This window comes from Vibrio sp. S9_S30 (genome assembly GCF_014694455.1).
GTDB lineage: Bacteria > Pseudomonadota > Gammaproteobacteria > Enterobacterales > Vibrionaceae > Vibrio.
Map to the genome: position 1 here is coordinate 83,723 of NZ_JAAUWT010000002.1, position 26,407 is coordinate 110,129.

The 26,407-nt window shown below is 45.6% G+C and carries 24 protein-coding genes; 12 read left to right on the plus strand and 12 right to left on the minus strand.

Annotated elements, in window-relative coordinates:
• The 4 genes from HC752_RS02515 to HC752_RS02530 all read left to right on the plus strand — a co-directional run bounded on the left by HC752_RS02515 (position 1) and on the right by HC752_RS02530 (position 4,052).
• Positions 1–1,284 (plus strand): TRAP transporter large permease, encoded by a 1,284-nt coding sequence (locus tag HC752_RS02515; RefSeq protein WP_190333518.1) that lies wholly within the window; start codon positions 1–3, stop codon positions 1,282–1,284.
• Positions 1,285–1,300: 16 nt separating this feature from the next.
• Positions 1,301–2,200: a dihydrodipicolinate synthase family protein gene (locus tag HC752_RS02520; RefSeq protein WP_190333848.1), complete on the plus strand. Its 900-nt coding sequence runs from the start codon at positions 1,301–1,303 to the stop codon at positions 2,198–2,200.
• Complete coding sequence (locus HC752_RS02525) at positions 2,197–3,114, plus strand: N-acetylneuraminate lyase (RefSeq protein WP_238930400.1); 918 nt, start codon at positions 2,197–2,199, stop codon at positions 3,112–3,114. The genes HC752_RS02520 and HC752_RS02525 overlap by 4 nt, the downstream gene beginning before the upstream one ends.
• 104 nt (positions 3,115–3,218) lie before the next feature.
• Positions 3,219–4,052: an SIS domain-containing protein gene (locus HC752_RS02530; protein WP_190333519.1), complete on the plus strand. Its 834-nt coding sequence runs from the start codon at positions 3,219–3,221 to the stop codon at positions 4,050–4,052.
• A gap of 113 nt (positions 4,053–4,165) precedes the next feature.
• Here the strand turns inward: HC752_RS02530 and HC752_RS02535 are convergent, their stop codons facing one another.
• Genes HC752_RS02535 through metN form a run of 3 tightly spaced genes read right to left on the minus strand, consistent with a single transcriptional unit; the run spans position 4,166 to position 6,736 of the window.
• Complete coding sequence (locus HC752_RS02535; protein WP_190333520.1) at positions 4,166–4,975, minus strand: MetQ/NlpA family lipoprotein; 810 nt, start codon at positions 4,973–4,975, stop codon at positions 4,166–4,168.
• A gap of 59 nt (positions 4,976–5,034) precedes the next feature.
• On the minus strand, positions 5,035–5,712 hold the full coding sequence (locus tag HC752_RS02540) for a methionine ABC transporter permease (RefSeq protein WP_190333521.1): 678 nt from the start codon (positions 5,710–5,712) through the stop codon (positions 5,035–5,037).
• Positions 5,702–6,736: a methionine ABC transporter ATP-binding protein MetN gene (gene metN / locus HC752_RS02545; protein WP_190333522.1), complete on the minus strand. Its 1,035-nt coding sequence runs from the start codon at positions 6,734–6,736 to the stop codon at positions 5,702–5,704. Before metN ends, HC752_RS02540 begins: the two co-directional genes overlap by 11 nt.
• Positions 6,737–7,043: 307 nt before the next feature.
• Here metN and gmhB point away from each other — a divergent pair, with 307 nt between their 5' ends.
• From gmhB to treC, 5 genes are all read left to right on the plus strand, one after another.
• Positions 7,044–7,595 carry a D-glycero-beta-D-manno-heptose 1,7-bisphosphate 7-phosphatase gene (gene gmhB / locus HC752_RS02550; protein WP_190333523.1) on the plus strand — a complete coding sequence of 184 codons (552 nt, stop codon included), beginning with the start codon at positions 7,044–7,046 and terminating at the stop codon, positions 7,593–7,595.
• A gap of 8 nt (positions 7,596–7,603) precedes the next feature.
• Positions 7,604–7,960 carry an MliC family protein gene (locus tag HC752_RS02555; RefSeq protein ID WP_190333524.1) on the plus strand — a complete coding sequence of 119 codons (357 nt, stop codon included), beginning with the start codon at positions 7,604–7,606 and terminating at the stop codon, positions 7,958–7,960.
• Positions 7,961–8,056: 96 nt separating this feature from the next.
• Positions 8,057–9,007: a trehalose operon repressor TreR gene (gene treR, locus HC752_RS02560; protein WP_190333525.1), complete on the plus strand. Its 951-nt coding sequence runs from the start codon at positions 8,057–8,059 to the stop codon at positions 9,005–9,007.
• A gap of 225 nt (positions 9,008–9,232) precedes the next feature.
• Positions 9,233–10,657: a PTS trehalose transporter subunit IIBC gene (gene treB / locus HC752_RS02565; RefSeq protein ID WP_190333526.1), complete on the plus strand. Its 1,425-nt coding sequence runs from the start codon at positions 9,233–9,235 to the stop codon at positions 10,655–10,657.
• 67 nt (positions 10,658–10,724) lie between these two features.
• Positions 10,725–12,410 (plus strand): alpha,alpha-phosphotrehalase, encoded by a 1,686-nt coding sequence (gene treC / locus HC752_RS02570; protein ID WP_190333527.1) that lies wholly within the window; start codon positions 10,725–10,727, stop codon positions 12,408–12,410.
• A 77-nt stretch (positions 12,411–12,487) separates the two neighbouring features.
• On the opposite strand, the gene HC752_RS02575 is transcribed toward treC, so the two are convergent.
• Positions 12,488–13,099: a YitT family protein gene (locus HC752_RS02575; RefSeq protein WP_190333528.1), complete on the minus strand. Its 612-nt coding sequence runs from the start codon at positions 13,097–13,099 to the stop codon at positions 12,488–12,490.
• Between the two features lie 348 nt (positions 13,100–13,447).
• Between HC752_RS02575 and glyA the strand changes: the two genes are divergently transcribed.
• The 3 genes from glyA to dnaJ all read left to right on the plus strand — a co-directional run bounded on the left by glyA (position 13,448) and on the right by dnaJ (position 18,422).
• Positions 13,448–14,698: a serine hydroxymethyltransferase gene (gene glyA / locus HC752_RS02580; protein ID WP_190333529.1), complete on the plus strand. Its 1,251-nt coding sequence runs from the start codon at positions 13,448–13,450 to the stop codon at positions 14,696–14,698.
• A gap of 381 nt (positions 14,699–15,079) precedes the next feature.
• Positions 15,080–16,996: a molecular chaperone DnaK gene (gene dnaK, locus HC752_RS02585; protein WP_190333530.1), complete on the plus strand. Its 1,917-nt coding sequence runs from the start codon at positions 15,080–15,082 to the stop codon at positions 16,994–16,996.
• 283 nt (positions 16,997–17,279) lie between these two features.
• Positions 17,280–18,422, plus strand: a complete 1,143-nt coding sequence (gene dnaJ, locus HC752_RS02590; protein WP_190333531.1) for a molecular chaperone DnaJ — start codon at positions 17,280–17,282, stop codon at positions 18,420–18,422.
• 71 nt (positions 18,423–18,493) lie between these two features.
• Here the strand turns inward: dnaJ and HC752_RS02595 are convergent, their stop codons facing one another.
• The 8 genes from HC752_RS02595 to mrdA form a co-directional block, all read right to left on the minus strand.
• Positions 18,494–18,820 (minus strand): hypothetical protein, encoded by a 327-nt coding sequence (locus tag HC752_RS02595; protein WP_190333532.1) that lies wholly within the window; start codon positions 18,818–18,820, stop codon positions 18,494–18,496.
• A 219-nt stretch (positions 18,821–19,039) separates the two neighbouring features.
• The gene (lipA, locus tag HC752_RS02600; RefSeq protein ID WP_190333533.1) at positions 19,040–20,005 is read right to left on the minus strand and encodes a lipoyl synthase; all 966 of its coding nucleotides are present in this window, start codon (positions 20,003–20,005) and stop codon (positions 19,040–19,042) included.
• Positions 20,002–20,661 carry a lipoyl(octanoyl) transferase LipB gene (lipB, locus tag HC752_RS02605; protein ID WP_190333534.1) on the minus strand — a complete coding sequence of 220 codons (660 nt, stop codon included), beginning with the start codon at positions 20,659–20,661 and terminating at the stop codon, positions 20,002–20,004. The genes lipA and lipB overlap by 4 nt, the downstream gene beginning before the upstream one ends.
• A gap of 210 nt (positions 20,662–20,871) precedes the next feature.
• Positions 20,872–21,150 (minus strand): DUF493 family protein YbeD, encoded by a 279-nt coding sequence (gene ybeD, locus HC752_RS02610; RefSeq protein WP_190333535.1) that lies wholly within the window; start codon positions 21,148–21,150, stop codon positions 20,872–20,874.
• Positions 21,151–21,316: 166 nt separating this feature from the next.
• Positions 21,317–22,501, minus strand: a complete 1,185-nt coding sequence (locus HC752_RS02615) for a serine hydrolase (RefSeq protein WP_190333536.1) — start codon at positions 22,499–22,501, stop codon at positions 21,317–21,319.
• A 106-nt stretch (positions 22,502–22,607) separates the two neighbouring features.
• On the minus strand, positions 22,608–23,402 hold the full coding sequence (locus HC752_RS02620; protein ID WP_190333537.1) for a septal ring lytic transglycosylase RlpA family protein: 795 nt from the start codon (positions 23,400–23,402) through the stop codon (positions 22,608–22,610).
• Positions 23,402–24,523 (minus strand): rod shape-determining protein RodA, encoded by a 1,122-nt coding sequence (gene rodA / locus HC752_RS02625; RefSeq protein WP_190333538.1) that lies wholly within the window; start codon positions 24,521–24,523, stop codon positions 23,402–23,404. Before rodA ends, HC752_RS02620 begins: the two co-directional genes overlap by 1 nt.
• The gene (mrdA, locus tag HC752_RS02630; protein ID WP_190333539.1) at positions 24,523–26,406 is read right to left on the minus strand and encodes a penicillin-binding protein 2; all 1,884 of its coding nucleotides are present in this window, start codon (positions 26,404–26,406) and stop codon (positions 24,523–24,525) included. Before mrdA ends, rodA begins: the two co-directional genes overlap by 1 nt.
• Position 26,407: the final 1 nt, after the last annotated feature.

Genomic DNA, 26,407 nt, shown 5'->3' on the forward strand with positions numbered 1-26,407 from the left:
ATGGCAAGTTCTATTTTTGGCTGGTTAGCTCTGTTGTTTGCAGGGATGCCCGTTGGCTTTTCGCTTATTTTTGTTGCTTTGGTATTTCTGGTGGTGACCAGTAGCCCAGGCATTAATTTCGCGGCGCAGCAAATGCTGGGCGGCATTAATAATTTTACGTTGTTAGCGGTGCCGTTTTTTGTGTTGACAGGGCACTTAATGAACAGCGCGGGCATAACCGAACGCATTTTTAATTTTGCAAAATCCATGGTTGGGCATGTCACGGGCAGCCTTGGGCATGTGAACATTATGGCGAGTTTGTTGTTCTCTGGTATGTCGGGCTCCGCGCTTGCCGATGCCGGAGGGCTTGGGCAGCTCGAAATAAAGTCGATGCGAGACGCGAAATATGATGATGACTTTGCTGGTGGTTTAACGGCGGCTTCCTGCATTATCGGTCCTTTAGTTCCTCCTTCCATCCCATTAGTGATTTACGGTGTGGTCTCCAATACTTCAATTGGCGCGTTGTTTTTGGCGGGGGCGATTCCCGGTATTCTTTGCTGCATTGCGCTGATGGTGATGAGTTACTTTATCTGCAAAAAGCGCGGTTATATGACGTTGCCCAAAGCCTCGCGCCGCGCTCAGCTCACCTCTTTCAAAGAAGCCTTTTTGTCTTTGCTGACACCAGTGATCATCATTGGCGGGATTTTTTCTGGCAAGTTTACGCCAACGGAGGCGGCTGTCGTGTCTTCTTTGTATGCTCTATTTTTAGGCACCGTCGTCTACAAGCAACTCACCATCAGTGGGTTCATCGATGTGCTTAAAGACACCATAAACACCACAGCGGTGGTTGCGTTGATGGTGATGGGGGTCACGGTGTTTGGTTGGATCGTGGCGCGAGAGCAACTTCCACAAATGCTGGCGGAATATTTCCTTACCATCAGCGAGAACCCATTGGTGTTGTTGCTTCTGATTAACCTGCTGCTGCTTTTTCTTGGTACGTTTATTGAGTCGCTAGCTCTTCTACTTTTACTGGTTCCATTTTTAGTGCCAGTGGCGGGGGCGGTGGGAATTGATCCCGTTCATTTTGGCGTTATGGCAATCCTGAATTTGATGATAGGGATTTTAACGCCACCCATGGGGATGGCACTTTATGTGGTGTCTCGTGTGGGCGATATCCCATTCCACACCTTAACCCGAGGTGTGCTTCCTTTGCTGGTACCGCTGTTTATCGTACTGATTCTCGTGGCGGTCTTTCCGCCATTCACTCTGTTTCTTCCAGAGCTCTTTCTTAACTACGGACAATAATTAGGACGCATTCATGATGACAAAATTAACGGGGTTGATCGCAGCCCCCCATACCCCTTTCGATGGTCACAATAAGGTGAACCTCGACGTTATCGATCACATTGCAGAACGGTTGATAGCACAAGGTGTATCGGGTGCTTATATCTGTGGTACGACAGGGGAAGGGGTGCATTGTTCGGTTGAAGAGCGCAAACTCATTGCTCAGCGTTGGGTCGAGGCTTGCCGCGGAAAATTGGACATTATTGTTCATACTGGGGCGCTCAGCATTGTGGATACGTTGGAACTGACGCGTCATGCCGATACGTTGGACATTTTGGCCACCTCGGCGATTGGTCCTTGCTTTTTTAAGCCAGCTAACGTGGATGAGTTGGTCGACTACTGCGCCCAAGTGGCGAGTGCCGCGCCATCAAAAGGGTTTTATTACTACCATTCTGGGATGTCCGGCGTGAATGTCGACCTAGAGCAGTTTCTCATTGAAGGTAACAAGCGAATTCCCAATCTTTCAGGAGCAAAATTCAATCATTCCGATCTTTACGATTATCAGCGCTGTCTTCGTGTCGCGGATGGGAAATTCGATGTGCCCTTTGGTGTGGATGAGTTTTTACCCGCAGGGTTAGCGGTTGGGGCGGTTGGGGCGGTCGGCAGTACCTACAATTATGCGGCACCGTTATATCTGAAGATCATCGAGTCTTTCCATAAAGGCGATCACCAAGAAGTGGCACGCTTAATGGATTCTGTGATTGCGATTATTCGTGTTTTGGTGGAATACGGCGGCGTCGCAGCGGGAAAAGTGGCCATGCAACTTCATGGCATTGATGTTGGCAACCCCCGAACACCTATTAGAGCGTTAACGGAAAAGCAGAAGCACGACGTTTTGTTGAAGTTTCGTGAAGCGGGCTTTTTGGATGTGGTATGAGTAAGGACAAGAACATGGTGAAAGACAAACGCATGGAGAAAGACAAACGCATGGAAGGTATCTTCATTCCACTCATGACACCCTTTAGCCCAGCGGGTGAGCTGGAATACGACAAGCTTGAGGCAATGGTAGAGCATCATATTTCTCTGGGGGTGCACGGTTTTTACATCGGTGGCAGTTCTTCGGAATGTTTTATGATGAGTATTTTAGAGCGTCAGAGAGTGCTGAAAACGGTGGCGCATATTGTCAAGCATCGAGTGCCGATGGTTGCTCATGTTGGGGCGATCGCATTAACCGATGTGCGTTTACTCATCGATACCGCGCAAAGTGAAGGCTATCAAGTGATCTCCGCAACGCCGCCTTTTTATTACGGCTTCACCGCCCAAGAAGTGACCTATTACTACCAGTCTATTCTCGACTACACTGAAATTCCTTTGCTGCTGTACAACATACCGGGAACCACGGGGGTAACATTTACCCATCAGACGCTCTTGAATTTATCGGCAATGGATAACGTGATTGGCATAAAGCACACGACGCACGATATGTTTTTCATCGAAAGACTAAGGCAGCTTCAGCCGAATAGCCTTATTTTCCATGGCGAAGATTCGATGCTGGTGAATGGCTTACAAATGGGGGCGAGTGGCGGCATTGGCACCACTTATAATTTGATGCCCGCACAATACGTCGCGATTTTTGACGCAATGAAGCAAGGAGAAACGGCGAAAGCTATGGAGCTTCAGCATCAAGTTAACCGTGTTACTGAAGTGCTGTTAGAGGTCGGCTTATATCAAAGCATTAAGTTTGCCATGGCTGAGCTAGGGATCGATTACGGCCATTGTCGAGAACCCTTTTTACCGTTATCCCAAGAGCATAAAACACGAGTTATAGAATGTTTGGCGCGTTCATATTGATGCGTGTTTGGTATATCCTTGATCGACAGTTCTCACCGCTGCTGTATTTGACAAGGTGAGTCTGATACCTTTGACCCCGCCATCATACAAGATAAGAGAGTGTTGTGAGCCTACCCAAAAATTTACTTGTTCGCCTCCGAGCAAATACGGAACCATTGAGTAAAAAACTGCGGTTAGTCGCCGATTATGTTTTGGAGAATGCTCACGATGTTCAGTTTCAAACGATTACTGAGTTAGCGCGTAACTCTCAAACCAGCGAAGCGACCGTGGTTCGTTTATGCCGTGATATGGGGTACAGAGGCTATTCTGATTTTCGGATGGCGTTGGCGGTGGATCTTAGCCAAAACCCGCGCGAAAAACAGGTTGAGATGGAAGGCGATATTTGCCACATCTCAGCCCAAAGTGCGGTCGCAAGCTTGCAAGATACCGCCCAAATTATTGACCGAAAAGTGCTGAAAAGAGTGTGTAATTTGGTTCATGAATCGCATTACATTAGTTGCGTTGGCGTAGGGGCGTCGAGCATTGTGGGGCGTTACTTGGCGTTCCGATTGTTACGCATTGGCAAGAAAGTCACCATGTACGAGGATACGCATTTAGCGGCCATGAACGCCGTAAGAAGTACGCAAGGCGATCTCTGGTTTGCGGTGTCGAGTTCAGGCTCCACGAAAGAAGTCGTCCATGCAGTTAGGCAAGCGCACCAGCGCAATACGCCTGTGATTTCTCTGACCAACATTACTCACAGTGCGTTGTCGTCCATATCGACAGAATCGCTTATTGCAGCCAGACCGGAAGGGCCACTAACCGGAGGTGCGTTTGCTTCGAAAGTTGGGGCATTATTGTTGGTTGATGTTCTGGTGAATACCTTGTTGGAACAGTACCCAGAATACGCAGAATCGGTTGTGGATACCGCGGAAGTGGTTTTGCCCTTGATGATTTAGTGGCGTTTGAAAGCAAGGGTTGGATGCTCAGAAAGTCAGGAAATAAAAAGGCTAACCGAAGTTAGCCTTTTTAATAGAAGCGGTAATCGATAGTGAAACGTGAAAGCAGGGAGTTACCAACCCTTCACGACACCACCTTTAAAGATACCCATGGCAGCGTTGTAAACTTCGTCTGTTTGGTACGCTTTCACAAAGTTTTGTACGTTTTCTGCTGCTAGGTTTTCTTCACGTGCAACAATCAGGTTTACGTATGGCGACTCTTTGTCTTCAACGAAGATACCGTCTTTCTCTGGCGTTAGGTTGATGCTGCTTGCGTAGGTCGTGTTGATGATAGATAGCGCGACGTCGTCCAAAGAACGTGGAAGTTGAGCGGCATCCAATTCAACGATGGTGATGTTTTTTGGGTTTGCAACGATATCGCGAACCGTTGCCAGTAGGCCTACACCATCACGTAACGTTAGAAGACCTTGTTGCTCAAGAAGAAGCAGAGAACGCCCCAAGTTTGTTGGATCATTCGGTACCGCGATACGCGCGCCTTCTTGAATCTGATCAACCGACGTGACTTGCTTAGAATAACCCGCGATAGGGTAAACAAACGTGTTACCCGCAATCGCCAGTTTGTAACCCCGATCCGTTACTTGCTGATCAAGATACGGTTTGTGTTGGAACGCATTAATGTCGATAGATTTATCGTCTAGCGCCGCGTTTGGCGTTACATAATCGGTAAACGTAACCAGCTGGACATCTAGGTTGTATTTCTCTTTCGCTACTTTCGCCGCGATTTCAGCCACTTGAGCTTCTGCGCCCGCCATGACACCCACTTTGATTTTGCTGGTGTCGACTTCTTTCTCACCACAACCGGTCAGTACTAACGCAGACGCGGCTGCCGCAACGGCCAAAAGGCTTTTAAGGTTATATTTCATTGTATTCTCCTTAATTCCAAAAATTCGTTTGTGATTAACAGTTAACGTTAAAAATGGATTTATCTGTGGTCAACACGGCGTACAAGCGCATCGCCGATTGATTGAATGATTTGTACCAGTACGATAAGCATCACGACGGTCACAGCCATAATGACAACATCGTAGCGGTGGAAGCCGTAACGGATCGCGACATCCCCTAGTCCCCCGCCGCCAACTGTGCCCGCCATTGCGGAATAGCTCACGAGTGTCACCATGGTGATGGTTACGGAATTCACAATGGTGGGGAGCGCTTCAGGAAGCAGTACTTTCGTAATAATTTGGGTTGGCGTTGCGCCCATAGATTGAGCGGCTTCAACCAGCCCACTGGGTACTTCGAGTAACGCGCCTTCAATCAGGCGAGCAACAAATGGGATAGCGCCAATAGTTAAAGGAACAATCGCCGCTGTGGTGCCGATAAACGTGCCTACAAGCAGTTTAGTGACTGGGATAATGGCCACCATTAACACCAAAAAGGGCACTGAACGACCGATGTTCACAATCGCGCCCAGCACATTATTTAAAGCGGTGTTTTCCAGCAATCCCCCTTTCTTTGTGGTGTGCAGAATCACACCCAATGGGATACCCACGGCAAAGCCAACGACGCCCGCAACCGCAACCATATAGAGGGTTTCCCATGTAGCGCCCAGCAAAAGATCGCCATTTAGGCTTAGCCACTCTGTTACTGAATTAAAGGACATAACCAAGTACCTCTACTTTTATGTTGTGTTCGCGGATAAAATCGAGGGCGGCTTTTTCGCTTTCTTCATCGCCAAAGAGTTCAGCGACCATCATTCCGAATTTTACGCCGCCAGCGTAATCCAAATCGGAGCTTAAAATGCTGACGTCTATTCCGTAGTGACGGGCAATTTGGGTCATCAGAGGCGCGTCAGTGCTCGCGCCAGTAAACTCTAGGCGAACCAACGGGTAGCTTCCTTCAACACGCTCTGACTGCAAACGAACTTGGTAATCTTCCGGTATCGAAAGATCCAACGTGGAGCGAATAAAATTGTGCGCCAGTTCGGTTTTTGGGTGAGCGAAGATTTCGCCCACAGTGCCTTTCTCTACCAGTTTGCCATCGCCAATGATGGCCACTTCATGGCAGATGCTTTTGACGACATCCATTTCATGGGTAATCAGCAGAATGGTGATGTTCAGCTGTCGGTTGATTTTTTTCAGCAGCTCAAGAATGGATTGAGTGGTTGCTGGATCCAGTGCGCTGGTGGCTTCATCACACAACAATACTTTGGGATCAGAGGCTAATGCACGCGCAATGGCAACCCGTTGTTTTTGCCCGCCGCTTAAGTTGGCTGGGTAGGTATCCCGTTTGTCGCTGAGCCCGACCAGTGCCAAAAGTTCGGTGATCTTACTGTCGATTTTTGATTTGTTCGCGTTGGCGAGTTCGAGTGGTAGGGCGACATTTTCAAATACTGTACGGGAAGAAAGTAGGTTAAAGTGCTGAAATATCATGCCGATGTTTCGGCGTGCTTTTCCCAGTTCAGACTTAGACAGCTTGGTTAGATCAACGCCATCCACGATCACTTCACCAGATGTTGGTGCTTCAAGCATGTTAACGCAACGAATCAGTGTGCTTTTCCCTGCACCGGATGATCCAATAACGCCAAAAATCGCGCCTTGGGGAATAGATAGGTTGATGTCTATTAAGGCATTGATCTCCTTGCTGCCTTGATAGAAAACCTTATTTACTTGATTAATTTCAATCATATAAACAACCGTGCGGAATGAACTGAAAAGCGAGCAGAGTGAGCAGAATAATATTTTGAACTTGCTCCAAATTTTCAGTCGATGCTATGGCTTTCTGTTTTTTAAGTCAATAGATATTTTTACGTCTAGACGTCTATATAGATTTGCCATCAATGGGCAACTTTTACTTCAAGCGAGGGGAGATATACGCTGTCGGTCATTTTTACTGCTTATTCCTCCATCGAGGTTAAAAAGTAATTGCATAGTGCGAAGCGCTATAAAGCATGTAATAATTTGCATTGAATTAAGGGTGAATGAGGATTCGATTTTGGCTAAACCGGCTGTTTTTCTTGACCGTGATGGTGTGATCAACGTAGACCACGGTTACGTGCATGATGAACATAGTTTTGAATACATCGACGGTGTATTTGAAGCCACAAAGCAACTTCAGGAGATGGGGTACTTGTTGGTACTTGTGACGAATCAATCGGGTATAGCGCGAGGTATGTTTAGCGAAGATCGCTTCCTTTCTCTCACTCAGTGGATGGATTGGAACTTTGTTGACAATGGCGTTGATTTTGATGGCTTCTATTATTGCCCGCATCATTCTGAACATGGTATTGGGGAATACAAGCAGGCGTGTGAATGCCGAAAACCCAAGCCCGGTATGTTCATTTCTGCCCGAGACTTCTTAAAAATAGACATGGACAAGTCCGTTATGGTCGGCGACAAAGCGGAAGATATGATGGCGGCGCAAGCGGCAGGGGTTGGAACTCGAATCTTGGTTCGTACTGGGAAACCGATTACCGAGCAAGGGGAATCTTTAGCGTCAGTGGTGTTAGACAGCATCAAAGATGTCCCAGCTTACCTAAAGAGCTAGCCTGTTCCATGTTGAAAACGTTTATAACGGTTGGCGCACTGTTGGTGATGGCTGGCTGCAGTTCAAGCAGACCAGGTACGAGCGCATATTCAGGTACTAACGCATACAGTTGTGGTGATGACTTAGAAATATGGACATACCCTATCAACGAATATGAACTGCAATTAGAGATAAACAATGAGCGCTATCTCATGGAGCGAGTGTCGAGTGCATCTGGCGAGAGGTTTGAGAATCGACGTATGCGCTATGTTTTCTGGGTAAAAGGCACCCAAGCCAGTTTGTTTTTACCCAATGTTCCGATGCGAATGTGCCATCAAATCACGCCCAATAAGACATCGTTATCGCCTAAAAATACTTTGTTTTGAGTATTTATCTCACTCTTTCTTTGAGGGAATATTGCAATTCGATGCCAAACTTCGACAATATTCCTTTATCACTACGACAAGTAAATTTGAAATCCTATGAGTAAGAAGCTCACTATTTTGGATATTGCTCGATTGGCTGGAGTGGGTAAATCGACGGTTTCCCGTGTTTTGACGAACGATCCAAAAGTAAAACCGGATACCCGAAAAAAGGTAGAACAGATCATCTCTGAGTCTGGTTATGTACCGTCTAAGTCCGCTCAATCAATGAGAGGAGGTAGCCAGAAAGTCATCGGAGTGATTATTTCTCGTTTGGATTCTCCATCAGAAAACTTGGTTGTCAGCCCGCTTTTAAAAACCCTATATGCAGAAGGGTATGATGTCGTGATCATGGAAAGTCAATTCGATGGCGACAAAACCAATGAGCACCTTTCTGTTCTTAAGCGCCGAAATGTTGATGGTGTGATTGTGTTTGGGTTCTCAGACTGCGATATGCACGAATTAGAGTCTTGGGGTCATAGAGCGGTTGTCATTGCTTCCGATTCTTCTGAAATATCGTCAGTGAACTACAACAACCAATCGGTCATTGAGATGGCTTTGGATCAACTTAGTCGACAAGACAAGTCGCACATTGCGTTTATTGGCGTTGATGATTCCGATGCGACAACGGGGCGATTGCGCACACAAGCCTATATTCGTTGGTGTGAAAACCGCTCTTTACTTCCCCAATATAGAACGGGTGCGTTGAGCCATGAAAGTGGATATTACTTGGTTGATGAGGTGTTGGATGCAAAAACGGATGCCATTGTGTGTGCCAGTGATTCAATAGCATTAGGCGTCAACAAAAGGCTTCAAGAACTCGGTAAAACGACTGTTACCGTATTTGGTGTCGGTGGGAATGCCTTGCTTTCATTCCTGTTCCCTAATACACAGAGTATCGATCCTGGTTATGCTGAAGCTGGGAAAACAGCCGCTAGCTTGCTGATCGGTCAACTTCAGAATCAATCGGACGTTACTCACGTCACTTTGACCCCTTCACTTCCCAGTTAGTATCTGATTTTCTAACGAATGGAATGTCACTAAATGAATATGCCGTGATCTACTTTTCATTTATCACGGCATTTTTAATGTGATCATTCTCAATTAATGGGATTGTTCCCATTCTGATTTTTCCTCACCGGTGTCAGTATAAGGAGTGATAAATGGGAACGATCCCATAAATAAGGGCGATCCCATAAATGGAATGGAACGTGAATACAAATAGGGTGAACCGTTATGAGTAAAGTAGCGAAGAAAGATGTCGCCAAAATCCTCGATCTTGTAGGGGGAAGCGACAACATTGCGAGTGTAAGCCATTGTTTAACTCGATTGCGTTTTGTATTAAATGACACGGATGCGGCGGATGTGAAAGGGCTAGAGAGCATTTCCATCGTTCGCGGCTGTTTTACTAATGCAGGCCAATTTCAAGTCGTGATTGGTAGTGACGTTGACGATGTATACAAGCTTTTGCTGGCGCTTTCAGGGAAAGGCAGTGCGAACAAAGACGACTCAAAGCGGGCCGCTCGTCAGAACATGAATATTTTAGAACGCAGTATTTCCCACCTAGCCGAAATTTTTGTTCCTCTTTTACCGGCGATCATTACGGGTGGTTTGATTCTGGGTTTTCGTAATGTTATTGGCGACATCAAGATGTTTGATGGCCAAACCTTGACCCAAATCAGTCAGTTTTGGGCGACCGTACATTCTTTTCTATGGTTGATTGGTGAGGCGATTTTCTTCTTCTTACCTGTTGGCGTATGTTGGGCGACGGTGAAAAAGCTGGGTGGCACGCCCATACTGGGCATTACATTAGGTGTGACGTTAGTTTCACCGCAATTGATGAATGCTTACTTAATCGGCAAAGGCGTTCCTGAAGTATGGGATTTTGGGTTGTTTGTGATTGAGAAAGTGGGCTATCAGGCTCAGGTTATTCCTGCGATGTTGGCAGGTGTAGCGCTGGCATTTATAGAAACAAATCTTAAGCGAATTGTGCCGGGATACTTGTACCTTGTTGTGGTTCCATTTGTGTCTATTTTGTTGTCTGTGATCCTTGCGCATTCCCTGATCGGTCCTTTTGGGCGTTTACTGGGTAACGGTGTTGCATTCGCGGCCAAGGCGGCAATGACGGGTGACTTTGCCATTATTGGTGCAACCGTGTTTGGATTCCTTTACGCACCGTTAGTGATCACCGGCGTTCACCACACAACCAATGCCGTTGATTTGCAGTTAATGCAAGAATTAGGTGGTACGCCAATTTGGCCGCTAATCGCACTGTCTAATATCGCACAAGCTTCAGCCGTAGTGGGCATCATCATCATCAGCCGTAAAGAGGGAGAGCGTGACATCTCCGTTCCTGCCGCCATTTCCGCTTACCTTGGGGTAACAGAGCCAGCGATGTACGGCATTAACCTCAAATACAAATTCCCAATGTTGAGTGCCATGATAGGCTCCGCTATTGCGGCGGCAATATGTGGTAGTGCTGGTGTCATGGCAAACGGCATCGGTGTTGGTGGTCTGCCAGGTATTCTATCCATCCAGCCTCAATACTGGGTCATATTCAGCAGCGCCATGTTGGTTGCGATTTTTGTACCTGTGATATTGACACTCCTTTTCTATAAGCGCGCTCAACATAAAGGCAATTTAGAAACGGCAGCCGCATAACATACAGCAGGCAGCTTACTCTCTTCCCCTTTGTTGGCTGCCTGCGCTTTACTTTGAGATCGAAATATTGACTATTCATAACGACTGGTGGCGCAAAGCGTCTATTTACCAAATCTATCCAAAAAGTTTTTGTGACAGCGGAAGTTCTGGCACTGGAGATATTCAGGGAATCATTTCGAAGTTAGAGTATTTGAAAGTACTGGGCATTGACGCTATCTGGTTAACTCCGGTGTATCGCTCCCCTATGGTTGATAACGGTTATGACATTTCGGACTATTACACCATTAACCCTGACTTCGGCACGATGGCGGACTTTGATGATTTGATTGCGGCGGCACACGCCAAAGGGATTCGCATCATCATGGATATCGTCGTTAACCATACGTCGACAGCGCATGCTTGGTTCCAATCGGCTTTGAGTGATAAGAATAGCCCATACCGCGATTACTACATTTGGCGTGATCCGCTCAATGGTGATATTCCTAATAACTGGGAATCCAAATTTGGTGGTTCGGCGTGGGAGTTCGATGAATCAAGTAATCAATATTATCTTCATCTGTTTGCTAAAGAACAGGCTGATCTGAATTGGGAAAATCCTCAAGTCCGTGAGGAAGTAAAAGCGGTGATTGAGTATTGGGCAGAAAAAGGCGTTGATGGGTTCCGTTTGGATGTCATTAACCTTATTTCTAAACATCAAGACTTTCCATCTGATGATGTTGGGGATGGCCGTCGATTTTACACCGATGGCCCTCGCGTACATGAATTTCTACAAGAAATTAGCCAGTCGGTATTTCAAAAATACGGCAGCGTCACCGTAGGGGAGATGTCGTCAACGACGTTAGAGCATTGCCAGAAATACTCTTCGATAGATGGTAAAGAATTGTCCATGGTGTTTAATTTCCATCACCTAAAAGTCGATTACCCTAATGGTGAAAAATGGGGGCTGGCGCCGTTTGATTTTCTGCAGTTGAAATCCATCTTTAACCATTGGCAGCAAGGTCTTAACGGAAAAGGGTGGAGCGCTCTATTTTGGTGTAATCATGATCAGCCTCGTATAGTCAGCCGATTGGGGAACGATACGCGATATCGAGTCGAGTCAGCCAAAATGCTCGCCGCTTCTGTACACCTAATGCAAGGTACGCCGTATATTTATCAAGGTGAAGAAATTGGTATGACAAACCCACATTTTGATTCAATAGAACAATACCGAGATGTCGAAAGCACGAATATGTACGACATCATGGTGAATCAGCAGGGGGAAAGCTCCGATGACATGCTTCGTATTTTAGCGAGCAAGTCCCGCGATAACTCAAGAACGCCAATGCAGTGGGATGATTCTGAAAATGCGGGGTTTACACAAGGGGTTCCTTGGATTGATGTGGCCAGAAATTACCGCGATGTGAATGCAATGGTAGCGTTCGAAGATAAAAACTCAGTCTTTTATTTTTATCAGTCACTCATTCATCTACGCAAAGAATTACCAGTGATAACCGATGGAGATTATCAAGATTTATTGCCGCAGCACCCTTCTGTTTTCGCGTACGCTAGAAGCAATGGATCTCAGACTCTGATTTGTATCAATAACTTCTACGCGGAGCATGTTGAAGTTAGCTTACCTAATCGGTACGACATGAAACACGCAAAAGGGGTTCTTGGAAACTATCGAACCGTTGAACAGCTGAATTTGGTGCAGAGTTCGAAACAAGCCCTTGAACCCTATGAAAGCCGCATCTTTATTATTGAAAGTGCATAAAAATTATTGAAAGTGCATAAAAATAGCCGGGCAAGTGAGTTGCCCGGTGTTTTGTTGCTGACGTTGTTGTACTTGATTCAAGGTTGAACCGAGCGCCGACCGACACTGTATCGCGTTGGTTTATGATTCATCGCCAAAACCAAGTTCAGAGCAATCGCGCCTACAATAGATAAGCCAATGACTTCCAGTGAAACGAAAAAGAATGAAGCAATCAAAATAACGCAATCTATGATCATTTGGCTTTTGCCAACGGAAAACCCCGTCTTATCTTGAATAATCAAGCAAAGCACATTAAAGCCACCAAGGCTGGTGTGATGGCGGAACAAGATCAGCATGCCTAACCCCATCAACAGTCCACCTGATATGGCACAGTAAAGCGGGTTGATGCTGTCTATCTGAATCAGCCAATGCAGGTTATCAGCGAATATTGAAACAAGTGCGCCAGAAATTAAGCTGGTGAACGCAAATCGTTTGCCAAAGCGTTTCCATGCCATGATATAGAATGGGATATTTGATGAAAAATAGATGGCACCAAAGCTAAAGGGGACAAACTGACTGATCAAAAGTGCCAAACCCGTGGTTCCACCTGTCAGCAAACTCGCATTTTGTAAGAAGAATACCCCCTGTGCGACTAAAAATGTGCCAGTGAGTATTGCGATCCAATCTTCTTTTCTTGTGTGTTTTTCCATCAAATGACATGTTAACTTAGCGAAATTGAGCGGAATACTAGTTAAAAACTGCTACTTTCGATAGCTTGAATGGTAATTTCTCCTCTAACTTATGTATCTGTAGATTTACATGGTGTAAACCTTTAAGTTGACAGTGATATAGTTTAGGTAAACGATATAGGCCACCACGATGATGAATACTCAAACGGAACATGAGAAATCTACATAGAGAAAGTTGTAAAAGTCACTTTATGACGCAGATCAAATTATGTAGAATGCACCCCATCAAATACGGTGACGAAAACGTTTGCTTTTGGTCGTTGTGTGGCTTTTTTGAAACTTTCAGTAAATCTGAGTCAGGAGATACAGATGCTTAAGCGTGATATGAACATCGCTGATTACGATGCGGACCTATTTACAGCAATCCAAGAAGAGACTCTTCGCCAGGAAGAACACATAGAGCTTATCGCTTCAGAAAACTACACCAGCCCACGTGTAATGGAAGCGCAAGGTTCCCAGCTAACAAACAAATACGCTGAAGGTTACCCAGGCAAGCGTTACTATGGTGGTTGTGAGTTCGTAGACAAAGTAGAAGCATTGGCCATTGAACGCGCATGTGAGCTGTTTGGTGCGGATTACGCAAACGTACAGCCTCACTCAGGTTCTCAAGCAAACAGTGCTGTGTACATGGCACTTCTTAACCCAGGCGATACGGTTTTAGGTATGAGCCTAGCACACGGTGGTCACCTGACTCACGGTTCTCCAGTTAACTTCTCAGGTAAACACTACAACGTTATCCCTTACGGTATCGATGAAGCGGGTCAGATAAACTACGACGAAATGGAAGCGTTAGCGGTAGAGCACAAACCGAAAATGATCATCGGTGGCTTCTCTGCTTATTCCCAAATTTGTGATTGGGCGAGAATGCGTGAAATTGCAGACAAAGTAGGGGCTTACTTCTTTGTCGATATGGCGCACGTTGCTGGCCTCATTGCGGCTGGCGTTTACCCGAACCCAGTACCGCACGCTCACGTTGTTACGACAACAACGCACAAAACACTGGCTGGTCCACGTGGCGGTCTGATCCTTTCTAATGAAGGTGAAGATTTCTACAAGAAGCTGAACTCAGCAGTATTTCCTGGCGGTCAAGGTGGTCCTCTCATGCATGTTATCGCGGGTAAAGCGGTAGCATTCAAAGAAGCGCTAGAGCCAGAATTCAAAGAGTACCAAACCCGTGTTGTTGCGAATGCAAAAGCAATGGTGGCTGAATTCCTAGAGCGCGGTTATGACATCGTTTCCGGTTCAACAGAAAACCACTTGTTCCTTGTTGATTTGATCAACAAAGACATCACGGGTAAAGATGCCGATGCGGCACTTGGTGCGGCAAACATCACGGTAAACAAGAACTCAGTACCAAACGATCCTCGTAGCCCGTTTGTTACGTCAGGTGTTCGTGTAGGCACGCCTTCAATTACTCGTCGTGGCTTTACCGAAGAAGACGCGAAGAACCTAGCAGGTTGGATGTGTGACATCTTAGACAACATGGGTGATGAAGCAGTAATCGAAGCGACAAAAGCGAAGGTACTTGAGATCTGTAAGCGTCTACCTGTTTACGCATAGTATTCTTTAGCTCGTTCTAATGGCTTTCAGAAATGCCTAGGTATTGTTTATACATGGTGTGTTTCTTTTTAATTTAGAGCCGATTAACATAGAATTATTAAAGCGCAGCCTTATGGCTGCGCTTTTTTGTATAGAGAAAAAACGGAGCCTTTAGGCTCCGTTTTTGGGTTGTAAGTATAAGGGGGCAGCGAAAAAAGAAAAAAAACGTTACTTTTTTTAATGAATCCCCTTGAAAAGGTATTCCATGCCCTTATCTATTGGGCATAAACGAAGCAAAGTAGTTTGCACACATATTTTGTGAGTAGGGGTTGAATCCCCAATCCTCATCCCCAATTTATGGGGTATAGAAAAAAGACAATTGATTTAATTGGAGATAGCCTGATGGGTAAAATCATTGGTATTGACTTAGGTACTACTAACTCTTGTGTTGCTGTGTTGGACGGCGATGCACCACGCGTAATTGAGAACGCCGAGGGTGAGCGCACAACCGCATCTGTTATTGCTTATACCGACGGTGAAACGCTAGTAGGTCAACCTGCGAAACGTCAAGCAGTTACAAACCCGGAAAACACGCTATTTGCAATTAAGCGTTTGATTGGTCGTCGTTTTGAAGATGATGAAGTTCAACGTGACATCGAAATCATGCCTTACAAAATCGTTAAGGCTGACAACGGCGATGCATGGGTAGAAGCGAAAGGCCAGAAAATGGCTGCTCCTCAGGTTTCTGCTGAAGTTCTTAAGAAAATGAAGAAAACCGCAGAAGACTTCCTAGGTGAAAAAGTCACAGGCGCTGTTGTGACTGTTCCTGCCTACTTCAACGATGCTCAACGTCAAGCAACGAAAGATGCGGGTCGCATCGCAGGTCTTGATGTGAAGCGTATTATCAACGAACCAACAGCCGCTGCTCTAGCATACGGTCTAGACAAGCAAGAAGGCGATCGCACTATCGCGGTATACGACCTTGGTGGTGGTACGTTTGATATCTCTATCATCGAAATCGACAACGTTGATGGCGAGCAAACGTTCGAAGTACTTGCAACTAACGGTGACACACACCTTGGTGGTGAAGATTTCGATAACCGTCTAATCAACTACTTAGTAGACGAGTTTAAGAAAGAGCAAGGCATCGACCTTAAAGTTGATCCTTTAGCCATGCAGCGCGTGAAAGAAGCGGCAGAAAAAGCGAAAATCGAACTGTCTTCTGCGCAACAAACGGATGTAAACCTACCTTACGTCACCGCTGATGCAACGGGTCCTAAGCACATGAACGTTAAAGTGACTCGTGCGAAATTGGAAGCGTTAGTTGAAGATCTCGTTCTACGTTCTCTTGAGCCACTTAAAGTCGCTCTAGCGGATTCAGACCTATCGGTAAGCGAGATTACAGACGTCATTCTTGTTGGTGGTCAAACCCGTATGCCTATGGTTCAGGCGAAAGTGGCGGAGTTCTTCGGTAAAGAAGCTCGTAAAGACGTGAACCCTGATGAAGCTGTAGCAATGGGTGCAGCAGTTCAAGGTGGTGTTCTATCGGGTGAAGTGAAAGACGTACTACTTCTAGATGTCACCCCTCTTTCTCTCGGTATCGAGACGATGGGTGGTGTCATGACAGCTCTCGTTGAGAAGAATACAACCGTACCTACGAAAGCAAACCAAGTATTCTCTACAGCTGAAGATAACCAAAACGCGGTAACTATCCACGTTCTTCAGGGTGAGCGTAAGCAAGCTATGCATAACAAATCTCTAGGTCAATTCAACCTAGAAGGTATTCAGCCTGCACCTCGCGGTATGCCTCAAATCGAAGTCACTTTCGACCTTGATGCCGATGGTATTTTGCACGTGTCTGCGAAAGACAAATCGACAGGTAAAGAGCAGAAGATTACTATCCAAGCGTCTGGTGGTCTAAGCGACGATGAAATAGAGAAAATGGTGCAAGAAGCAGAAGCAAACAAGGAAGCGGACAAGAAGTTCGAACAATTGGTCTCTGCTCGTAACCAAGCTGACCAAATGATCCACGGTACTCAGAAGCAAGTTGAAGAAGCGGGTGACGCTCTTCCAGCTGAAGATAAAGAAAAGATCGAAGCGGCAATCACTGAGCTTGAAGAAGCGAAGAAAGGCGAAGATAAAGACGCGATTGACGCGAAGGTTCAGGCTCTAATGGCTGCATCTCAAAAGCTAATGGAAATTGCACAGCAGAAAGCGCAAGCTGAACAAGCACAAGGTGCGGACGCGGGTGAGCAATCTAAGCAAGACGACGACGTTGTTGATGCTGAGTTCGAAGAAGTAAAAGACGAGAAGAAATAATCTCTAAGCTGGTTGTCACTTGAAATTTAGACATTTCGTGTGATTTGGCGTCTAAATCTTCTATGCTGCGGGCGTTCGAGTTCTCTCTTACGCCCGCAAGTTTGTAAATAAGGAATCAATCCAGATAAAGAGTTTGTGATAGTAAGGTGTACAGCCCACTGGCTTGTGGCGCTATCCATACATATGCTTTTCTCATAACCTTAGGATCAGTCTCCTTATCTAGATTGATACAAACCACCAAGCGGAAACATCCGTTTGCAGTAAATAATTGGTGACGAAGAACATGTCAAAACGTGATTTTTACGAAGTATTAGGCGTTGGCCGTGATGCATCAGAACGCGATGTAAAAAAGGCGTATAAGCGCCTTGCTATGAAATTTCACCCAGATCGAAATCAGGGTGACGAATCAGCTGCGGAAAAGTTTAAAGAAGTAAAAGAAGCGTACGAAATTCTTTTAGATCCACAGAAGAAAGCCGCGTATGACCAATACGGTCATGCAGCTTTTGAACAAGGTGGAATGGGCGGCGGCGGCTTCGGTGGAGGCGGTGCTGACTTTGGCGATATCTTTGGTGATGTTTTTGGGGATATTTTTGGTGGCGGTCGTCGTGGCGGTGGTCAATCACGTGCACAGCGTGGTGCGGATCTCCGCTATAACATGGAACTGTCGTTAGAAGAGGCCGTTCGCGGCGTCGAGAAAGCGATAGACGTTCCTACTCTCGTCGGGTGTGATGTTTGTGATGGTAGCGGTGCCAAGAAAGGTTCCGGTGCACAAACATGTGGCACATGTCATGGTCATGGGCAGGTTCAAATGCGCCAGGGTTTTTTTGCTGTTCAGCAAACCTGTCCTACTTGTCACGGCAAAGGAAAGATCATCAAAGACCCATGTAATTCTTGCCATGGTCAGGGTCGTAAGCAGAAAACAAAAACACTGAATGTTAAGATACCAGCTGGCGTAGATACCGGTGATCGTATTCGTCTATCTGGCGAAGGTGAAGCCGGAGAAATGGGCGCACCGTCGGGCGATTTGTATGTACAAGTGCATGTTCGTGAACATAATATTTTTGAGCGTGACGGTAACAACTTGTACTGTGAAGTACCAGTAAGCTTTGCTATGGCTACGTTAGGTGGTGAGGTTGAAGTTCCTACTTTAGATGGTCGCGTGAACTTAAAAGTGCCGGAGGAAACGCAAACAGGTCGTATGTTCCGTATGCGTGGTAAAGGCGTGAAAGGTGTCCGTGGCGGTGGTGTTGGCGACTTAATTGTGAAATTGGTTGTTGAAACGCCAGTGAAACTGAGTTCTCGTCAAAAAGAATTGCTGCGTGAATTTGAGGAAACTTGTGGTGGTGCGGCGGCGAACAAGCACAGCCCTAAATCTGAAGGTTTCTTTAACGGTGTTAAGAAGTTCTTTGATGATCTAACGAGTTAGCAAGATAATATTCAGACATAAAAAACGACAGCCTTGACTGTCGTTTTTTTATGTCTGAAATACGTGAGTGATTACTTGTTTACACTGATGGTTTCACCAGATTTACAACGGAATTGGTAGTAACGCTGACTTTCATTAAATTTTGATAGACCTTCACCGCTACAGTAATCAGCATTGATATTACGCATGGTTTCTAGTGTTGCTTCAGAGCGAAGTGCAAACTTGGAGCCATCTGCGCACACAATGCGAACGCGACCATCATCGCTTACAGAGTAAACGTTTACTTCGGTATTACAAAGTTCGAACGAAGCGTCCATGTAGTTATCTTGTTGGGTAGGTGCAGAGCTGCAACCTACCAGCGTCAAAGCCATTAAACCGGTTACTGCAAATAATTTCATCTGTAGTTTCCAACTGGTTGATGTGAGTTTTTTGCTGAATAGCGAGCTGAATTATTTAGCGTTCAGCGGCTATACAACAGATTTTTAAGTAGAAATATCCGAATATCTTAGCGCAAAGTCAGAGATGAGTAAAATTTCTGTATAAAAAACGCCCCGATTTTTCTAACAATCGGAGCGCATGATAAAAGGAGAGTTGTAACAGAAAGTTAAGAACCGTGTTTACTTAACTTCTACCCCTTTCGCTTGAAGATCGGCATGGTAGGAAGAGCGTACAAATGGACCACATGCCGCGTGTGTGAAGCCCAGTTCAAGTGCGATCTCCTTTAGTTCATCAAACTCTGACGGTGGAACATAGCGTTCAACCGCTAAGTGGTGACGACTAGGTGCCAAATACTGACCAAGCGTTAGCATTGTCACACCATGCGCACGTAAGTCTTTCAGGACTTCCACGATCTCTTCTTTTGTCTCACCTAAGCCCATCATCACACCGGACTTGGTTGGAACGTCTGGGTGTTGCTCTTTAAATTTGCGAAGCAAGTCAAGCGACCACTTGTAGTTTGCGCCTGGACGAACCTTACGATAAAGGCGAGGAGCGGTTTCAAGGTTGTGGTTGAACACATCAGGTGGGTTGTCTTTTAGCAATTCCAACGCCGTATCCATACGACCACGAAAATCGGGTACTAATGTCTCAATACGAATATTTGGGTTCAAGGCTCGAATTTCGCGGTTACAGTCGGCAAAATGTTTCGCCCCACCATCGCGTAAATCATCTCGGTCAACGGAAGTAATAACAACATATTTCAACTTCATGTCTTTAATGGTTTGAGCGAGGTGTTTTGGTTCATTGTTGTCTGGAGCAATAGGACGACCATGAGCAACATCACAGAAAGGGCAGCGTCGGGTGCAGATAGCCCCCAGAATCATGAATGTAGCCGTACCGTGATTAAAGCATTCCGCTAAGTTAGGGCAAGAGGCCTCTTCACACACAGAGTGAAGATTATTCTTACGCATTGCCGACTTTATTTCTTGGATACGTTGGCTATCAGAAGGCAACTTGATTTTCATCCAATCGGGTTTGCGTAACACTTCTTTCTGTTCAACTGGCATATTCTTAACCGGAATCAGTGCCATTTTGTCAGCGTCGCGGTATTTAACGCCTTTTTCCATCTGGATAGGTTTGCTCATGATAATTTGCTTTCTGTAATTATTTCTACTTGCTTGTAGCCCAGCAGTGCAACAAGCTCTTCAATAAGCGTTGTTTCAACGCTGCTCACTTCAATATCATTGTTAAAATCGCTGACTTGCACCATTTCCATGCCTTGATAACCACATGGGTTAATACGCAGAAATGGAGAGAGATCCATATTTACATTTAAGGCGAGTCCGTGAAAAGAGCAACCTTTTCGAATGCGAAGTCCTAGCGAACAAATCTTTTTGTTACCCACATAAACGCCTGGTGCATCTGGTTTTGCTTCGGATTCAATATCGTATTGCTTCAGTGTATTAATCACTAGATTTTCAATGTGGGTGACTAGATCTCTCACGCCCAATGAGCGCCGTCGCAGGTTTAAAAGGAAATAAGCCACAACCTGACCTGGGCCGTGATAGGTTACTTGACCACCCCGATCGCTCTGTACCACGGGGATATCGCCTGTATCGATGAGATGCTCTGTTTTGCCTGCCTGACCTTGAGTGAAAACGGGGTTGTGTTCTACAAGCCAAACTTGGTCACTCGTTTCTTCGTCACGGGTATCGGTGAAGTCGTGCATGGCTTGCCAAACGGGTAGGTAATCTTGTCGACCTAGCTTTTTAACGACTAACTGGTCTTTGACATCAAGCAAACTAAAAGATCCTTTGAAGTAAGAGCGATAAAAGTAAACGGATTATAAACTTCTTTAACCAATCTAACTACACATAAGCGACATGGTTTTTACACCTTAGCTAGAATTCTAGGCTGGAAATCAGCGAGCGGGTATTATGGTAGAGTAACTATTCTTAGAAAAACAGCGACTAAGAAGTCGCTGTTTCAATTCGATTGAGATTGCTAGTCCTTATAACACCATACGTACGATGTCGATATCGCCTAGCTCTTTGTAGAGAGTTTCTACTTGCTCGATAGAAGTGGCAGTAATCGTAATAGAGACAGAGTTGTATGTCCCTTTTCCACTTGGCTTAACGGTAGGGCTGTAGTCGCCTGGAGCGTGACGTTGAATGACTTCTAACACAAGCTCTGGCAGTTCTGGTTTTGCGTAGCCCATGACCTTGTAAGTAAACTGACAAGGGAACTCAAGCAGATCTTTTAGTTTAGCGTCTGAGTTGATATTCAACATTGTGAGAACTCCGATTTAGTCTTCGATATTGCGGTGCGAAATAGTACTGCCAAATGTAACGGATCTCAAGTCACATCAATGTTCCCTCACAGTATAATATTCCGGAACAGTATCAAGCAAAAAAGCCGCTAATGCGGCTTTTTAACGTTTAGTTTGGTTGAATTAATTAGCTAAACCAGCTCTTAAACAGAAGAACAATGTAATCAATTAAGCGGCTAAATAGGCTGCCTTCTTCTACATCTTCTAATGCGAGCAGTGGGTACTCAGCAATATCATTATCTTCAACTTGGTAGAACAAACGTCCCACCACATCGCCCTTGCGAATCGGTGCTTGTAGCTCTTTTTCCAACACGAAGTTGGCTGTCATACTTTTCGCTTGACCGCGCGGTAGGGTTACGTATGTATCTTCCGCAACTCCCAATGCTACTGTGTCTTTATCGCCCATCCAGATCTTTTCACTTACGAAAGTTTCCCCTGCTTTGTGTGGCGAGACGGTTTCAAAAAAGCGAAACCCGTAATTGAGCAGCTTTTTACTTTCCGCTTTGCGTGCGTTTGCACTTTGTGTCCCCATGACCACCGCAACAAGACGCATTTTTCCTTCTGTAGCAGAGCTTACCAAGCTGTAGCCAGATTTTTCGGTATGCCCTGTTTTAATACCATCCACATTCATGCTTTTATCCCAAAGCAAACCGTTGCGGTTGTATTGAGTGATGCCGTTGTAAGTAAATTGCTTTTCTGAGTAGATACGGTATTCGTCTGGCACGTCACGAATGAGAGCCTGACCAAGTAGCGCCATATCGTAAGGTGTAGAGAAAAGATCAGGGTTATCCAAGCCATGCACATTGGCAAAATTGGTGTTGCTCATCCCAATCGACTTGGCCCAAGCATTCATCAAATCGACAAACGCGTCTTCTGATCCTGCAACATGTTCTGCCATGGCAACGCAAGCGTCGTTACCTGATTGAATGATGATGCCGCGGTTCAGATCTTCTACGGTTACGGTTGTCCCGACTTCGATGAACATCTTTGAAGAGTCTGGGAAGTTTTTTGCCCATGCATTCTTACTGATGACGACTTTATCGGCAAGAGAGATATTGCCACGCTCAAGCTCTTGACCAATGACATAGCTGGTCATCATCTTGGTAAGACTTGCAGGAGACAAACGTGTGTTGGCTTCTTTTTCTGCCAGAACTTTACCGGAATGATAGTCCATGAGCACGAAACCTTTAGCGGCGATTTCGGGTGCATCAGGGACAACAAGAGGCGCCGAGAATGCTGGAGAAGCGAAAGTTGCTGACACGATTGCAGAAGTGACAAACAAAGATTTAATAGATTTCACAGATTTTTTCATTGGTATTAGTTGTTAGTCTGAATGTTTAATGCTGAACGTTCGTATCTTAGCAGAATCATTCTGATAAGTCAGAAACTTACTGTTGCACAAAATAACCCGCTTGTCTTTAAGGATTCTGTTTCACTTGTTTAATGAACGCTGTAGGGTAGCCTTGCGACTGTACTTGAGCTAACGCTTTTTGTGTTAATTCTTGGTCATTAAATGGGCCTAAAAAAATACGATGTATCTTTTTAGTCCCCTCTATGTAACTGCGTACTGATAAGCTTTGACCCAATGATTTCGCTAAAGTTCGTGCTTTGTCTTCATCTTTTGAAGCGGCGACTTGAATCACAAACCTTGGCAACGTTTTCTGGGAAGCGAGTGATGTGTTTTCTCGGCTGACAGAAATGTACTCAATTTTCACATTTGCTGTGCCTGTTTGGACTATGCCTAGCTTATATGCCGCTGCGTAGCTTAAATCAATAATGCGCCCTTCGTGAAAAGGGCCACGGTCGTTGATGCGAACCACGGCCGTTTTTCCGTTGTCTTTGTTCAATACCTTGACGTAACTCGGGAGAGGTAATGTTTTATGTGCCGCGGACATAGAGTACATGTCGTATACTTCACCGTTAGAGGTTAGGTGACCATGAAACTTTTTCCCATACCAAGATGCTTTACCTTCCTGAGAAAACCCTTTTGGATCTTTAACGATTTTGTATGAACCACCCAATAAACTGTAATCTTTATTTCCCCCTAAACTGATGGGTTCAAAGATTGGTTGAGCATCCTCGATATGTTCAAGCGATAGAGGAGTTTTGGGGGCGACATCATCAGCTATGGCATACCTGCCTTTATCAGGGCTTGTACAGCCAGTCAAAGCAAGCAGGAATACGATGGTGAGGGTATATATTCTAAAAGCCATTAGTTCGCCTTAGAGAGCATTTTACGGTGAGTATGAATCGACATCAAAATACCAAATCCAGCCATTAGCGTCACCATGGATGTACCACCATAGCTGATCAGTGGGAGTGGGACACCGACAACAGGGAGAATGCCACTGACCATACCTATGTTGACGAAAACGTAAACGAAAAAGCTAAGAACAATACTGCCAGCCATCATTCGACCAAAAGCAGTTTGTACTTTACTCGCTAAAAATAGACCACGACCAATAATAAATAGATAGATGCAGAGGAGCGCGACCACACCAATCATACCCCATTCTTCAGCAATCACGGCAAAGATGAAGTCAGTATGTCGCTCCGGTAAGAATTCAAGTTGTGATTGAGTACCTTGCAGCCAGCCTTTGCCAGACAATCCACCAGAGCCAATTGCAATTTTACTTTGAATGATGTGATAGCCCGCGCCCAGTGGGTCGGATTCAGGATCGAACAAGGTTCTTACGCGAACCTTTTGATATTCCCTCATCAAGAAAAACCAGAGGACAGGGATGAAGGCACCGAGTGCGACGGCTGCCCCTGTTATGATTTTCCAGCTTATGCCAGCAAGGAAAATCACAAAAATCCCTGATGCAGCGATGAGAATGGATGTCCCCAAATCGGGTTGCTTGGCAATGAGTATTGTTGGAATGAACACCATCAACAGGGAGGCTATCAGTGTTTTAAATGTAGGAGGAAGCGAGCGTTTACCTATGTACCTAGCCACCATGAGTGGTACGGCGAGTTTCAATAACTCAGAAGGCTGAAATCTCACAAAACCAAGATTTAGCCACCGCTGGGCTCCTTTGGATGCCTCTCCGAAAAACAGAACGCCTAACAATAGAAAGACCCCAATAACAAACAGTAATGGTGCGACGGTTTCATAGGTGCGTGGGGGGATTTGTGCAAGCAGCAACATTACAACAAGAGATAGTCCCATTCTCATGGCTTGCCTGTCCATCATGGCTAAGCTTTGTCCGCTGGCGCTGTACATCACAACTAAGCCAAAACACATAAGCAGCAATAGACCAAGCAACATAGGCAAGTCGATATGCAGTTTATCGAAAAAGGAACGATTTCTTCCGGTAGAAGGGTCAAATCGCATTATTTATTCCCCTCTTTGCTGTTAATCAAAACATGGTCGAAGATTTCTCGTGCGACTGGGGCGCCGTTTGAAGAGCCCCCTCCTGCGTTTTCTAATACAACAGTCACAATCACTTCTGGATTATCGAATGGGGCAAAGCCAGTGTACAAAGCGTGATCTCTCAGGTGTTCTGCCAGCTCATCAGCATTGTATTCTTCATCTTCTTTGAGCCCAAACACCTGAGCCGTTCCCGATTTGCCCCCTGTAACGTATTTGGTGTTCTCGAAGGCGCGTCGAGCGGTCCCTTTTTCGCCATGGTTAGCCAATCGCATCCCTTCTAGTGCGACATCCCAATACCGCTTAGGTACCGATTCAATTGGGGGGGATGTTTCAACAGGAGCCGCGGTGGTGACATGAGGCTCTTGAGTTTTGTCAATGGTCGCTCTAAGCAGATGGGGGGCAATGACTTTACCTCTGTTCACTAACACGGATGTCGCTTTTGCTATTTGCATGGGGGTTGCCGTCCAATAGCCTTGTCCGATACCGACTGGAATGGTGTCACCTTGATACCAAGGCTGGCGATGACGCGCCATTTTCCATTCTCGGGTTGGCATGTTGGCTTTGCTTTCTTCATAAATGTCGATCCCTGTGAAGTCACCGAATCCAAATAGCATCATCCAAGTGGAGATACGATCAATACCCATGTCGTATGCAATTTGATAATAGAAGGTATCAACCGATTCTTCGATGGATTTCAAGACATCTACGCGACCGTGTCCCCAACGCAACCAATCCCGAAATGGGCGAGTTTTGGAGTTAGGGATGCGCCAGTACCCCGGATCGTTACGTGTGGTTTTTGTCGTAATGACTTTTTCTTGAAGTGCTGCGACGGCGATAAACGGTTTGACTGTGGATGCGGGCGGATAAATTCCAAGTGTTGCTCGGTTGACCAACGGTCTGTCTTTGTCTGTTAATAAGGCGCGGTAATCTTTTCCTGAAATGCCATGCACGAAAGCATTTGGGTCATAGCTTGGGCTAGAAAGCATAGCTAAAACCCCATTATCGCTTGGGTCTAGCAATATAGCGGAACCACGGCGACCATCTAGTAGGTCATACAAATACTGCTGCAGTTTTATGTCTATGTTGAGGACAATGTCTTGCCCTGGCACTGGTGGTACGTATTTTAACGTTCGAATAATACGACCACGGCTGTTGACTTCGACTTCTTGGTAGCCAGCGGTACCATGCAGTATATCTTCATAAAAACGTTCAATGCCAAGCTTGCCGATATCCCGGGTGGCTTGATAATTAGCCGCTTTGTCTTCGCGTTCTAAACGTTGCAAGTCGCGATCGTTAATTCGAGAAACATAACCGAGTACGTGAGTCAGCACTTTCCCAAAAGGGTAATAACGCTTTAGCGTCGCGTTCACTTCAACACCAGGAAAACGGTGCTGGTTAACGGAGAAGAGAGCCACTTGTTCTTCTGTTAGCTGGTTTAAAAGTGGAACGGATTTAAAGCGTCGAGTACGTTTACGTTCTTTGTGGAATCGAGCCACACGCTCTTCAGGGATATCCAGAAACGTACGCAACTGTGCAATGGTTTCGTCAATGTCTGTGATTTTTTCGGGGATGAGCTCTAGGCTGAAAATAGGGCGATTTTCGGCAAGTAAAATGCCATTACGATCATAAATTAATCCACGATTCGGAGCGATAGGCACCACTTTTATGCGATTGTCATTAGAGCGGGTTTTGTAGTCTTGAAACTGATTAACTTGAATATTATACAGATTGACGAGAAGCGCACCCATTAGGGTCACAATGCCCATAAAGGCGACTAAGGCGCGACGCGAGAATAGGGCGGACTCGGCGGTGTAATCTCGGATTTGGGTGCGCAGATGTCTCATC

Excerpts from the sequence above, each read along its gene's own strand:
- HC752_RS02525 (WP_238930400.1), top strand. The coding sequence starts at position 2,197 with ATGAGTAAGGACAAGAACATGGTGAAAGACAAACGCATGGAGAAAGAC.
- HC752_RS02515 (WP_190333518.1), top strand. The coding sequence starts at position 1 with ATGGCAAGTTCTATTTTTGGCTGGTTAGCTCTGTTGTTTGCAGGGATG.
- HC752_RS02575 (WP_190333528.1), bottom strand. The coding sequence starts at position 13,099 with ATGGAAAAACACACAAGAAAAGAAGATTGGATCGCAATACTCACTGGC.
- HC752_RS02520 (WP_190333848.1), top strand. The coding sequence starts at position 1,301 with ATGACAAAATTAACGGGGTTGATCGCAGCCCCCCATACCCCTTTCGAT.
- treB (WP_190333526.1), top strand. The coding sequence starts at position 9,233 with ATGAGTAAAGTAGCGAAGAAAGATGTCGCCAAAATCCTCGATCTTGTA.
- HC752_RS02595 (WP_190333532.1), bottom strand. The coding sequence starts at position 18,820 with ATGAAATTATTTGCAGTAACCGGTTTAATGGCTTTGACGCTGGTAGGT.
- lipA (WP_190333533.1), bottom strand. The coding sequence starts at position 20,005 with ATGAGCAAACCTATCCAGATGGAAAAAGGCGTTAAATACCGCGACGCT.
- HC752_RS02555 (WP_190333524.1), top strand. The coding sequence starts at position 7,604 with ATGTTGAAAACGTTTATAACGGTTGGCGCACTGTTGGTGATGGCTGGC.
- dnaJ (WP_190333531.1), top strand. The coding sequence starts at position 17,280 with ATGTCAAAACGTGATTTTTACGAAGTATTAGGCGTTGGCCGTGATGCA.
- HC752_RS02615 (WP_190333536.1), bottom strand. The coding sequence starts at position 22,501 with ATGAAAAAATCTGTGAAATCTATTAAATCTTTGTTTGTCACTTCTGCA.
- ybeD (WP_190333535.1), bottom strand. The coding sequence starts at position 21,150 with ATGTTGAATATCAACTCAGACGCTAAACTAAAAGATCTGCTTGAGTTC.
- glyA (WP_190333529.1), top strand. The coding sequence starts at position 13,448 with ATGCTTAAGCGTGATATGAACATCGCTGATTACGATGCGGACCTATTT.
- HC752_RS02540 (WP_190333521.1), bottom strand. The coding sequence starts at position 5,712 with ATGTCCTTTAATTCAGTAACAGAGTGGCTAAGCCTAAATGGCGATCTT.
- metN (WP_190333522.1), bottom strand. The coding sequence starts at position 6,736 with ATGATTGAAATTAATCAAGTAAATAAGGTTTTCTATCAAGGCAGCAAG.
- HC752_RS02535 (WP_190333520.1), bottom strand. The coding sequence starts at position 4,975 with ATGAAATATAACCTTAAAAGCCTTTTGGCCGTTGCGGCAGCCGCGTCT.
- mrdA (WP_190333539.1), bottom strand. The coding sequence starts at position 26,406 with ATGAGACATCTGCGCACCCAAATCCGAGATTACACCGCCGAGTCCGCC.
- rodA (WP_190333538.1), bottom strand. The coding sequence starts at position 24,523 with ATGCGATTTGACCCTTCTACCGGAAGAAATCGTTCCTTTTTCGATAAA.
- dnaK (WP_190333530.1), top strand. The coding sequence starts at position 15,080 with ATGGGTAAAATCATTGGTATTGACTTAGGTACTACTAACTCTTGTGTT.
- HC752_RS02620 (WP_190333537.1), bottom strand. The coding sequence starts at position 23,402 with ATGGCTTTTAGAATATATACCCTCACCATCGTATTCCTGCTTGCTTTG.
- treR (WP_190333525.1), top strand. The coding sequence starts at position 8,057 with ATGAGTAAGAAGCTCACTATTTTGGATATTGCTCGATTGGCTGGAGTG.